The sequence below is a fragment of the Ruminococcus sp. CAG:330 genome, from assembly GCF_000437175.1.
GTDB lineage: Bacteria > Bacillota > Clostridia > Oscillospirales > Ruminococcaceae > Ruminococcus_C.
In genome coordinates this window covers 1-11,609 of the sequence record NZ_FR898020.1, presented here as the reverse complement: position 1 = coordinate 11,609, position 11,609 = coordinate 1, and the positions used below count along the sequence as shown (strand labels likewise).

Sequence of the window (11,609 nt, the reverse complement as noted above, 5' to 3'; positions counted from 1 at the left end):
TATTTTGCCATTTCATCAGCTCCTGAACTGCTTGAAAATCTGATTTGCTCCCGTTGCTGCCAGTCCGGACACAATGCCGACTGCTGCCGCAGACAGCACATCCTGCACCGGAAAATCCGGCATCCAGAACAACGCTGCAATTCCCAGAATGCCGCCGGAAATACCGCAGATGACCGGAATCCATTTGTTGTCCAGAGAAGTGACCTTCACGATCTCCGCCGCCAGATAGCAGATGATCGTGATTGCTGCTACTGCTGTAATACCCAAAACTTCCATCATGTTTCCTCCGTTCCTGTTGTTGCTTCATAGTCGCCGGAAAGCAAAACCAGCATTTCCGGCGTGAGATTCCCAGAAGCAAAGATTTGATACTGTCCGTTTTCCAGCTGTGCCGCCTGAATCGCCGCATCCCCCCAGCTGCTCCGCCGGATCGCCTTGCCGCTTTTCAGCTGCTCAACTGCCTCGATCAGATTCATAAAATAACCTCCTTAAATCGCTGTAATCGACCGGATCAGCGGACGGCTGTTGTTGCTCCGTCCGACCCATGCCAGATAGTATGTGCCTGTGGTGACACCTTCGCAGGGGGTCAGCGTGGTGATATAATCCGTGCTGTACAGCCACTGCAAGGACAGGTCAATATGGCTGCCCTCTGTCTGTGCCTTGCTGAGAATGTCCTCTGCTGTGCCGCTGTCCGACTGTACCAGCCGCATGATGCCGGTTTCTGTGCTGCTTGCCAGAAACCGCATGGCGATCTGTGTTGCCGCAGAGAGCGTCAGCGGCACAGTCGAACAGGTGTAGCAGGAATAATCCCATCCAAAAATAGAGGTGGAATAGTTCAGGGCATACTCATTTTTGCTGCTGCAAAAGTCCGGATATACCGCCGTAAACGCAGAAAGACTGTACAAGGTGTTATTGTGGGAAAGAAAGATTCCGTCCCGGTGGTCTGCATCAAAAATCACTGTTTTTTCGGTCGAGCCAGAGGGCAGCAGGGAAACCTTGTGTACCAGCAGATTCAGCTTTTCGTCTGCCGTTGCGATAATGCCACGGGCAACCAGATGCCCTGCCAGCAGGTCACGCTGGTGGTTGATCTCTGCAATGTACTGTGCAATTGTCGCCATTTACGCCGTCACCTCCACAATGTCCGCCAGAGCAGTTGCAATGTCGCCCAAAGAATCCTCTAACGCCGTGATTCTCGCCGGAAACTTGCTACTCAGATTCTCATAGTCCGCCGGACTAATGCTGTTCAGCGTTTCTATGTTGTTGTGGTAATGCTTGATGGAAACCAGCTGTGTCCACTCTGTTCCGCTGATCTTATTCAGTACGTCCAGATTGTCGTGGGTGTGTGCGGATTCCTCCAGATGCGTGATGGACAGCGTATGCTCCTGCAAGGTATACGTCAGGCTGTCGGACAGCTCCTGCACCTTTCCGTCCACATAGACCGTCTTTGCGTATGGGGTGAGGTCTACTGCCGCACCCTCTGTCAGCGTTACTGTGGTTGTACCGTTGACATCTGTGATGGTGATGGTCACCGTGCTGCCGTCTTTCGCCACAGCAGCAATGGGGGAAAAACCGTCTTTCCCGTCTGCACCGGTGTCGCCTTTTTCACCGGGAATGCCCTGCTCTCCCGGATCCCCTTTTTCTCCACGTTCCCCCGGTTGTCCGGCATCTCCCTTTTCGCCTTTCAAAGATGCCAGCCACTCGGATTCAGAACCGCTGTAGCCATGCTCTGCTGCAAGGAGATAGGCGGATTTTCCGTCCGCACCGTCACGTCCGTCTACGCCGTCTGCACCGTCTTTTCCGGGTGCACCGGGTTCGCCTTTTTCGCCGGGATCGCCCTTTGCACCCGGCTCACCCTTTTCTCCGGTTTCTCCCTTTTCACCGGGAACGCCCTGCTCGCCCAGATCGCCTTTTTCTCCCGGTTCGCCTTTTTCACCACGAGCCGGCAGACCACTGTCTGTATACGCTCCGCTGTCGGTATCATACAGCCACCATGTGCCGTTGCGGATCTGCGGCAGCTGTACCGAAATTGTTCTGGTTTCCGTCAGGATCCGTTCCATTTCTTTCAGTGCTTCCTCGATAGCGTCCACACCGCCGCTGTATTCCTCCAGCACAGAGGCTTTCACCTGCATGGGCGTGACCGTGTATTTCAGAATGCGGTCGCTGTTGTCATAGCAGACGATCTCCAACGCCAGCATACCGGAAACCGCAGTAAACGCCGAAGACACGTTCCATGTCAGCCGGATCTCTGTTTCCATGACTTCCTGCGAAAGCGTTTCCAGTGCCAGATTTCCGGCACTGTTGACACCACGCATCACAAACAGACAGCCGGACAGATCGGTTTCCTGATAAAATCGCTCTACGGAAAAGACAAGCTTGTCCGCATACTTTTCTCCGGCAGTCAGCAGATGTGCCACATGGCTGGTGTCAATGAATTTCTTGTTTGCCTGCAATATCATGTCTTACCCTCCCAGTTTCTGAACTCGTTTTTCCAACGCTCTGCACCGGTTCCGTGCCTCTTTGCGGACTTTGTCGCCCTTGGAGGAACGGATGCAGTCCGCCATCACGCGGCTGTCCTCGCCGCCGCAGGAAAGCTTTGTACCGCCCCGAAATGTCCATTCAATGGCAGTGATAATGCTGTCATAGCTCTTGGCAGTGGTTTCATGAAAATCCCGATAGGAGAGCTTGATTTTCTGTCCCAGCTGAAACCGTTTTGTACTGTGTACGGTGCAGGAAAACGGACGCACTGCATACTGATTCCCGGTGTCGGAAGAATATCTTGCAAGCCACATAGAATGAGGAATGGTATTCAGTCCATAGCCGCTGCTGAATACAAAATCCTTTGCAAAACCATCCAGAAACGGATTGGATTCGATCAGAAATCGCTGAAAAGAACTGGTGCTGTAATCCGGAGAACTATGTCTTACCCATGCCCATGCAGATTTTTCATCTTCCAGTTCCACACGGGCATCTGTACGCAGCATATGGATCTCATAATCTGCCATCTCACAGGAATCGTATTCTATTTCTGACATGCCGATGCTGACACTTCCGTGATAACCGTTCCCGAACTGTCCCAGTTCCAAAGCTCCGTCCTCCGGTCTGGCATACACAAACCCAAAAGCCAGTTCTGCCAGATAGCGGTAAAAATCCCGTGGGCAGTCAGAGTCGCTGTTGCTGTTTTCCGCACTCAGATAAAACTTTGCCGGATATATGGTTTGTGACCATTTCCCGTTGACCTTTGCATAGATCCTGTCGTTGCAGTACCTGCCATAAGTTTCCCGTCTTGCCTTGTCATACGCTTTCCAGTGCAGCATCTCTTTTACGCCGGTCTGGGACTGGATAAAGGTATTGGTGCAGTCCGTCAGATATTGCAGCCAGCCGCCGTATTCAGTTCCGTTTTCGTCCCACTGGTCGATTCCGATTCCGATGTTTTGCCACTTGTCTGCAAGCACCTTTCCGACAGCTTTGACGGCAGATTCCGATGTGCTGTTATAGCTGGACGTATCCAGCCACCCCACAGAGTCCTGTGCGTTGACGGAAAAGATCTCGCCCACACGGGTGGCATCCGTGACCCAGAATGTGCCCATATTGTGCCATGCGGATTCAGTGCCGTATTTGGAACGTACCCGTAATTTTGCCCCACGCACCTGAAATGTGGTCATTCCCGGAATCTTTGCCTGCATGGAAAACGTGGCAGCATACACGCCGCCGATCTCAAATGTGCCGTCTGCACAGCACTGCCGCTTGCCGCCGGCAGAAATGATACTGGATTCCGTCAGTGTGGTAACCAGATCATAGCCGTGTGCGGCATAGTTGTATTTGTATACCTCCACCCGAATAGATTCTGCAATGATCATATCTCATCCTCCCGGAAATTCGGTGCATCGATCCGCAGACGATAAATGCGGTCAATATCGCCGCACTGCATCCGCACATAGGCGTTTGTCACTGTTCCGGTGATCCCGATCCCAATGACGCTGCCGATCCAATTTCCGCTGGAATCTTGAAAATACGCCGTCAGATCTCTCTCCGCATTTGGATACCCGTTGACACCATATATCAAAATTTTTGGCGAAGCCGCTTGCAGCAAATTTGCACCGACATAGAAATGCAGATAGATTACGTCTGTGCTTTCGGTCGTATAGTCCGGCAGTTGCACAGAGCCGTCTGCCAGACGTTTGCCGCTTCTGGACTGCAAATATGCCAGCGGCGAAAAGGGAGTGCCATTGCTGTCCTGTACGATTTCCACGCCGGAAAAAGAGATCTGGGAATTACTGAAAAGCGGGGCAAAATACGGAATTTCACCAAATTCCTCCTGACCAAGCTGCCGGATTGCCGAAAAAGATACGCGATAGATCTCACGACTAACAGAAATCGTGGTCACAGAAACGTTTCCGGACAGGATCAAACAATCTCCCAGATGCTGGTCAAATGGAACAATTGCCCCTGTTTGTGCCGGATAAACTGCACCGTCCAGATACAGTACACCACATCTGAGCACACTCATCAGCTTGGACAAGGCGGTATCTCCGTGCACCTCAAACGACAGTGGAATGGTTTTCACCAACGCCAGAACCGGATAATAGATCTGTGTTCCGGCAGCACTTTGGAATCGTTTTCCCAGAGGCTCCGCAGTAGAATCTCCGTTAACCAGCTGTCGCATATTGGCAGCACAAGACCAAGTGCCGCTCGGCGACTTCGCCCAAATATTCACAAGTCTCATAATGTTTCCCCTCCGCTTCGTGCATTGGCGATCTGTGCCGCCTTGACCACAACGGTTTCCAGCTGTGTGCCGCCGATGTTCACCGGAATGATAATATCCCCGTTCTGCTGCGGCTGCTGGTATTCCTCCGCCGCTGTCTTCTCCGGCGGATTGTACTGTACTGCCGTTCCGGCAGTTCCCATGCTGGAATATCCCTGCATCTGTACCGCAGAATCCAGCTGCATTTGCAGCCGGTCGGTGTCCACCTTGTCCATCATGGCATCCAGCGAACGGTTCAGATCATCGGCAGTGTCGCCCGTGGTGTCTTCCATGCCTATGGCAACGCCGGGCAGTAAAAATTTACCCACAGTGTCACGCATCAGCTTAGACGGGGAATTGATCCCGAAAAAGTCCTTGAATCCGTCCCAGATCTGTCCGGCAACGTCCTGCACCGTATCCCAGATAGCAGAAACACCCTCGATCAGACCGTTGGCAATGCCTTTCAGGATGTTGCCGCCCAGTTCCAGCCAGTCCACTTCGGTGATCGCATCCCAGATCGCTCCCCATATCTGGGGAATCGCTTTCAAAAGATCCGGAATTGCTTTGATCAACCCGGAAGACAGACCATACATCAGCTTGATTGCTGCTTCAATGATCATTGGCAAGTTGTCTATTAGTCCTTGAAACAGAGCTGTGACAATTTGAATGGCTGCATCGATCAGCTGTGGCAATTGTTCGATCAGTCCGTTGACAATGGCAAATATCATATCAATTGCCGCTTCGATCAATTGCGGCAGATTGTCCAGAATGCCATTGACTAATGCCATAATGATCTGAATGGCGGCATCGATCAGGAGAGGGAGATTCTGGATTATCATATCTGCAAGTGTCATGATAATCATAATGACCGCTGTTAGAATCGTGCTGACATTGTCTATCAGACCGCCTACCAGAGCGTTCAGGATCTCGATAGCTGCCACGATCAGCGTGGGCAGATTCTCCACGATCACATTGACAATGGCTAGAATGATCTGCGGCACATACTCCATCAGTGCCACCAATCCCTCGGACAATCCGTTGATCAGCGTGGTGATCAGCTGCACCGCAATGGGCAGCAGATTCGGCAATGCCTGTTGAATCGCTGTAATAATGCCGTTCAAAAGTGTCTGTCCTGCTTCCAGTAATGCCGAAGCATTTTCCGAAATGCCCTGGACGATGCTGTTTAGGATCTCTGTTCCGGCACTGAGAATGCCAGGCAGGTTTTCCCGGATACCGGAAAGAAATTCGCCCAGTATCTTCTTACCAGCTTCCACCATGCCGCTGGATCTGCTGCCGATGGAGTCGATCACACTGTTGATGCTTTCAAATAGCCCGTCAAAGATCCCGGCAGCATCTCCGCCGTTCATCACATTGATGATACCGGAAATGGCATCTGCTGCTCCGGCAGACAGCGTGGACTTCATATCCAGAGAGAAACCGCTGACAGTCCGTTTCAGTCCCTCTACCGCACTGCCGATGTCATCATACTTGACCTCGTCGATCTGTCCCAGTGCATCATACGCCACACCGGACGCATCTTCCATGTTTGCCAGCATAGGTAGCAAGTTCGCCTGTAAGTCCTCGAACTGTGTGCCGAACAGGTCAATGGCAGCTTGGTTTTTCGCCACCGGATCGGCAATGCTGTCCAACGCCTGGACAGTCTGGAAAAACGCTTCCTGTGCCGTATCGCCGCCAGCCGCAAACCGCTGTGCCATGTCATCTGCATTCATGCCGATCATGGCGAATCCCTCTGCGGTGGACTCGCTGCCGTCCTTGCAGCGGATATTGAATTCCTTGACCGCATCGCCCACCTTGTCGATGGAGAACGCTCCGGATTCTGCACCGGAGATCAGACTCTGGGTAAACTGCTCTGCGGAAAGTCCCAGTGCCGCATACTGTGTGGAATACTCATTGAGGGTGTCCAGCAGATCGCCGTTCTGATCGGCACCATTTTGTGCTCCTGCGGCAATGAGATTGTATGCTTCTTCGGCACTGATCCCGAAGTTGTTCATGAGTGCCGATGCAGCACGGGTGCTTTCGTTGACTTCATAGCCGAACGTGTCGCTGAGTGCCATAGCACCCTCTGTGGCAGACTGCAATTCCTCGCCCATCAGTCCGGTCTGCTTTGTGACCTCTGCCACGGCATTGGCGGCATCCTCATAGGAATCCCCGAAGTTATTGCCGTACACATCCTTGACCACATCCCGAAGCCCTTCCAGCTCCGCTCCGGTCGCACCAGTCGAAGAGGACATCTGATTGATCGCCTTGTTGAACTCGTCCCCGGAGGAGATCATATCGCCAAATGCAGACAGGGCTTTCTTTCCCATGTCAGAGAGCAGATTGCCCATTGCCACAGATGCTGCGGAGATCGTCCCTTTCATGCCTTCAACCTTTTGGTCAAAACCGCTGGTATCACCGTCAATGGGGACTCTGATGCTTTCATCTGCCATATTATTTCACCACCTCCGAAAAAACGGCACTCTCACATACCGTAAAAGTGCCGCTATTTATACGCTTCTATCCAAAAAACGCGCCGCATTGATAGCCGTCCAGCTCCGGCTGCGGAATGCGGATGCGATCCTGAATCTTCCGGATCCGCAGCCGTTCGTTCTTGTCCTTGATCTCCGCCAGATTCACGCTGCGGTATCCCATCCGCTGCTTAATTGGCGTTTCGTCCGGAAGGGCATCAAACAGCCCCAGAAACAGATGCCAGTGCATCTGCTCCACCTGCTGCAAGTCCATGTGATAGACTGACAGGAACGCAGCATACACATAGGCTGCATCATACTGCCATGACAGCACCCGGTCTGTGGTTTTGCGTCCGGAATGCTCCTGCCGCTGTTCCGGCTGCTCCTCGGAGCGTGTCGCAAACCCGATGAGAGCTTCCAGAGCCTCCTCCAGACAGGAAAGCGGCGGCTTGTCGATGTACCATTCCAGCATCAGCAGCAGCTTTTCCCGTTTGGAAAGACCATCGTCCTCCTGCATATCATAAAACCGCAGCCAGTCCCGATAGTCGGTATAGATCCGGTATGCCTTGCCGTCTACTGTTACCGTGTCCGGCAGGGCATCATACAGCAGATTCATCGTCTGCCGCCTTTGGGCAGATACTTCTTTTTCAGCTGCATGGATTCCGCCTGGGACTGTGCCGCCTGCTTTGCCACAAAGGTCAGGAATTCTCCGTACACTGCCGTATACCGCCGTGCATGGTCTGGGATGCCGGCAAAGATCTGCTCCGCCGTACCCTCGCCAAAGAGCGTGTCATAAAAGGTACGAAACGCCTTGCAGTATGCCCGGATGTATGCTGCCGCACCGGCAGACTTGTCCTCCGGCACATCCTGCTCCAGCTGTGCCAGAGCAGCCTCATACTTTTCCACGGTGTCCGCTTCCTCAATGTCCAGCGGCAGCTCCAGTCCGTGGATATGCCAAATCGTCAGATCTTCTTTCATCGTTCATTCCTCCATAAGATGAATTATTCAATTATAGGCTCCCCTGAAAGGGAAGCTGGCAGCCGTAGGCTGACTGAGGGGTATTTACGAAGCACTGCACTTAACGGCATAGGTATTAGAGCCCAGTGTGCCGTTTGTAACAGTAATGTAGATATAGTCGCCTTCCTTGACGGTAAATGCCACACCAGAATTGGTAATGGACGAAGAACTTCCGTTGCAGGAAGCTGTAATACTAAATGTGTCACTCTCCGCTGCTGCATACACACTCAGAGAACCGATCTTGCTGACCGTGTACTCTGTAACAGACGGCTTGAAGGTCGGTTTCAGCAGATTCTCGCTGCCATAGGAAACAGACAGCGTTTTCAGTACCGGCTTGGTGTGAGAAGAAAGTGTAATGGTCTGAAAATCATCGGTGCTGTACACCGTGACATCCTCCATTTCGCCCCTTGTCTTAAAGTTGCCGGAATAGGTCATGCAGTCTGTGGTGTCGCCGTCTGCATCCGGAATGACGGCATAGTCACGCATCTTTGCCGATGCCGCCCAGATGCCGCTGCCCCCTTGCTGTGCTGTGGTCATATCCACATTGATGATAGAACGCACCGCATCCTGTCCCAGCAGCTCGTTCTCGTGAATGTTGATAATGTCATCTGTCACAGGATGTTTTTTGTAGCGATCCAGTGCATAGGCAATGGCAGTGTTATAGCCGGTAATATCCGTCCGCTTGAAATCCTCGTCCACATACTGCCGCTCATACTCTGTGGGATTCTTGGACGTGGAGAGGCTGGTGAAGCCCTCCATGCGTGTATAGGCACTCTGTCCCGGCACATGATAGAATGCCACCTTGCCGGTACGCAGTACAAGGTCTGCGTTTTTCAAATTCTTACCCATGTGTAAAATACCTCCTGTCCTGATAATACATCAGTCGTAATTGGATCTGATAGCGAGCCGTATCATCGCCGGTGTCATAGGCATAGCCGCTGGAAACAATGTCCATGCGGTATGGTGTCCGATAGTCGCCCAGTTCCGGAAAGATACCCTGCCAGTTGTTCCGCTCGATCCAGTCCGCAAAGTCCTCGTAGAAACCGGAATTGGCGATGTTCTCCAGCACCCTTTCCCCGTACTTCTCCCGGCTGGCAAAGACGAACAGAAACTGCCGCTTGTCGCTGCCGTCCGTGTACTTCTGCACCACTGGTTCACATGGTGTAGTGTCCACAGTATAGCCGATGGTGTCCGCCTCCAGCTGGTCTACGCCTAAGATCGCCCCGTCATGGAGCAGCGGACAGCCGGCAATGTACTCCCGTATCGCCGAAATGATCGCCATTCTATCACCCCTTTGCAAGGATACGGGCGTTTTTCAGAATGAGCTTGCCGTGGTCTGCCCATGCCCGAAGTGCCCACTTTTTCCCACGCAGCCCACGGGATACGCCGGCATACCACTGCACCGCCGCATAGGGTGTTTTCCATAACAGATACCCTTCCTCCGGCTTGCTGTGAGAAATGCCGGAATCCCGGAGCATTCCGGTGTCAAACGGCACATAGGGATCACATTTCCGCAGCAGTTCATTTCCCACAAATTCCTGTGCCTGCTGTTTCAGGACTGCCGATTTTGCGTGAAGCTGCTTGGTATTAAAATGGATACCCACCTTGATGATCATACTGCCGTCACCTCCAGATGCTGCACACCGGCAGAGCCATAGCGAAAGTCTTTCACTTCCATGACCGTCCGGCATTCCTCCGGCGGTTCTGCGGCGGTGCATCTGCCGCAGAGGATCCGGTCGCTCCGTTTCGGGATATAGCCGGATACCGATGCCGCCGGAATGATACACAGCACGCTGTCCTGCTGCTTCATAGACGTGCCGCTCTGGCTCTGTCCCTTCATGTCCTCCCAGTAGATCGCAGGGAAGAAGTGCCGCACATACTGCTCCATGCGGTCTTTTCCCACCGTTCTCTCAAATACCGTGCAGCCGATTTTATTGGTAAACATATTCACACTCCTCTGTACAACAGCCCCGAACCACCCAGATACCGGATGCAGATACTTTTGAGATAGTCCTGCAAGCCGGATGTTTCTCCGTTTAGAAGGGCGGAGATGCTTTCTGTCGGGGTAGCGTAGCTGACACTGTACGCTCCGATGGTCTCCGCCGTTTTCAGACCGCTGCCCTCTGCACCGCCTGTGCCGTATGCCTGATAGGTGACGATCGCCTCCGCCAGTGCACAGCAGCATTTCCGGATGCGGTCTTCCCACGGAGCAGGAACGCCGTCCAGCAGCCGCCCGAATGTCACCATGTCCAGATACTCGCTTGCCCGTTCTGCCGCCCGACCGAATGCGGTCGGATCCCGGATCATACTGCCAAGATAAAAATCCTGGTAGTATGGAAAATCAGCATATGCCATGCCTTACGCCTCCACTCTCTTGACATAGACCGTCTGCGGCTTGGAAATACCGATGCCGTAGACCTTTCTGCCCTGTACGGCAGAAGAACCGATATACTCGTTGGTCAGATTCTTGACGGCGACCGGAACAGACCACTCCTGCACACGGTGGCACCAGTTCGGGTGACCGCAGATGAATTCCGTGGTGGTTTTCTTGCCGGATACCAGCTTGCTGTCCTCAAACATGGTGTTGTTGGACTCGAAAACATTGTAGCCGGCGATTCTGCCCACCACGCCGGACTGCACCAGCTCCTGAGACAGATCACCCTGCTTGACGAAACGATCATCAGTCAGCAGCACCTCCATAAACTCCGGAGATGCCAGCAGCCAGCGTTTGCCGTCATTGGGGACACCCATACGGGACTGTACACGCTTTGCCGCCAGTACCTGCTTGTATGCCGTGCTGTCGGTGCAGGCAGTCTTGGATGCTGCCACAGTGATGCCGGCGGTCTCCTCCAGAGCACGGACAGACTTGGTGTCCATGGACAGCCCCAGAGAATAGCCGGCACTGTCCAGACGCTCTGCGGTGATGCCGTCCGGAACGCTGGCAGCGTCATAGCCGTCGATCATCTCGTTGACCGCCTCGTCAATGTCGATGTTGATGTCAAAGTAGGTGGTAGAGCCGGTAGAGATCGCAGCACCATTCTGCTTGTCATACTGCTTGACCTCTACCTCGGTATCACGCACCGGCACCTTGACCTTGCCTGCCTTGGGATTGCCCTCATAGCGAGTGTTAAAGATCAGGTTGTCCTTGGTGACCAGCGTATACCGCAGCTTCTCGTCCACCAGTGTCGAATATCTTTCCTGTGCAATATGTTCCATAACTTTTCCTCCATAAATAAAAATAACTTACCTGATAGGCTCCCCTGAAAGGGCACCCGTAGGGCGTGCCTTGTGCTGAGGTAGATGCCCGTAGGGCAGACGGTGGGGTAACACCTCTCTATAGGCTCCCCTTTAGGGGAGCTGGCAGTGCGTAGCACTGACTGAGGGGT

15 protein-coding genes are annotated in these 11,609 nt (G+C 53.1%); all 15 read right to left on the bottom strand.

Annotated features, from left to right (window positions below):
• Nucleotides 1-15: 15 nt before the first annotated feature.
• Nucleotides 16-279 carry a phage holin family protein gene (locus tag QZL66_RS03200; RefSeq protein ID WP_021683441.1) on the bottom strand — a complete coding sequence of 88 codons (264 nt, stop codon included), beginning with the start codon at nucleotides 277-279 and terminating at the stop codon, nucleotides 16-18.
• On the bottom strand, nucleotides 276-473 hold the full coding sequence (locus QZL66_RS03195) for a hypothetical protein (protein WP_021683440.1): 198 nt from the start codon (nucleotides 471-473) through the stop codon (nucleotides 276-278). The genes QZL66_RS03200 and QZL66_RS03195 overlap by 4 nt, the downstream gene beginning before the upstream one ends.
• Before the next feature lie 12 nt (nucleotides 474-485).
• On the bottom strand, nucleotides 486-1,115 hold the full coding sequence (locus tag QZL66_RS03190; RefSeq protein ID WP_021683439.1) for a hypothetical protein: 630 nt from the start codon (nucleotides 1,113-1,115) through the stop codon (nucleotides 486-488).
• Nucleotides 1,116-2,453, bottom strand: a complete 1,338-nt coding sequence (locus QZL66_RS03185) for a collagen-like protein (RefSeq protein ID WP_022410312.1) — start codon at nucleotides 2,451-2,453, stop codon at nucleotides 1,116-1,118. It abuts the gene before it with no gap.
• Between the two features lie 3 nt (nucleotides 2,454-2,456).
• On the bottom strand, nucleotides 2,457-3,854 hold the full coding sequence (locus QZL66_RS03180; protein ID WP_021683437.1) for a hypothetical protein: 1,398 nt from the start codon (nucleotides 3,852-3,854) through the stop codon (nucleotides 2,457-2,459).
• Nucleotides 3,851-4,720: a hypothetical protein gene (locus QZL66_RS03175; protein ID WP_021683436.1), complete on the bottom strand. Its 870-nt coding sequence runs from the start codon at nucleotides 4,718-4,720 to the stop codon at nucleotides 3,851-3,853. Before QZL66_RS03175 ends, QZL66_RS03180 begins: the two co-directional genes overlap by 4 nt.
• Nucleotides 4,717-7,188 (bottom strand): phage tail tape measure protein, encoded by a 2,472-nt coding sequence (locus tag QZL66_RS03170; RefSeq protein WP_022410311.1) that lies wholly within the window; start codon nucleotides 7,186-7,188, stop codon nucleotides 4,717-4,719. Before QZL66_RS03170 ends, QZL66_RS03175 begins: the two co-directional genes overlap by 4 nt.
• Nucleotides 7,189-7,255: 67 nt before the next feature.
• Complete coding sequence (locus tag QZL66_RS03165) at nucleotides 7,256-7,822, bottom strand: bacteriophage Gp15 family protein (protein ID WP_021683434.1); 567 nt, start codon at nucleotides 7,820-7,822, stop codon at nucleotides 7,256-7,258.
• The gene (locus tag QZL66_RS03160) at nucleotides 7,819-8,184 is read right to left on the bottom strand and encodes a DUF6673 family protein (protein ID WP_022410310.1); all 366 of its coding nucleotides are present in this window, start codon (nucleotides 8,182-8,184) and stop codon (nucleotides 7,819-7,821) included. Before QZL66_RS03160 ends, QZL66_RS03165 begins: the two co-directional genes overlap by 4 nt.
• An 84-nt stretch (nucleotides 8,185-8,268) precedes the next feature.
• On the bottom strand, nucleotides 8,269-9,072 hold the full coding sequence (locus tag QZL66_RS03155; protein WP_022410309.1) for a hypothetical protein: 804 nt from the start codon (nucleotides 9,070-9,072) through the stop codon (nucleotides 8,269-8,271).
• Entirely contained in the window at nucleotides 9,065-9,505 is a 441-nt protein-coding gene (locus tag QZL66_RS03150) for a hypothetical protein (RefSeq protein WP_021683431.1), read from the bottom strand. The genes QZL66_RS03155 and QZL66_RS03150 overlap by 8 nt, the downstream gene beginning before the upstream one ends.
• 4 nt (nucleotides 9,506-9,509) lie before the next feature.
• On the bottom strand, nucleotides 9,510-9,839 hold the full coding sequence (locus QZL66_RS03145) for a minor capsid protein (protein ID WP_021683430.1): 330 nt from the start codon (nucleotides 9,837-9,839) through the stop codon (nucleotides 9,510-9,512).
• Nucleotides 9,836-10,168, bottom strand: a complete 333-nt coding sequence (locus QZL66_RS03140) for a hypothetical protein (RefSeq protein ID WP_021683429.1) — start codon at nucleotides 10,166-10,168, stop codon at nucleotides 9,836-9,838. Before QZL66_RS03140 ends, QZL66_RS03145 begins: the two co-directional genes overlap by 4 nt.
• Nucleotides 10,169-10,170: 2 nt before the next feature.
• Nucleotides 10,171-10,578 carry a hypothetical protein gene (locus QZL66_RS03135; protein ID WP_021683428.1) on the bottom strand — a complete coding sequence of 136 codons (408 nt, stop codon included), beginning with the start codon at nucleotides 10,576-10,578 and terminating at the stop codon, nucleotides 10,171-10,173.
• A gap of 3 nt (nucleotides 10,579-10,581) precedes the next feature.
• Nucleotides 10,582-11,439, bottom strand: a complete 858-nt coding sequence (locus tag QZL66_RS03130; RefSeq protein ID WP_021683427.1) for a hypothetical protein — start codon at nucleotides 11,437-11,439, stop codon at nucleotides 10,582-10,584.
• Nucleotides 11,440-11,609: the final 170 nt, after the last annotated feature.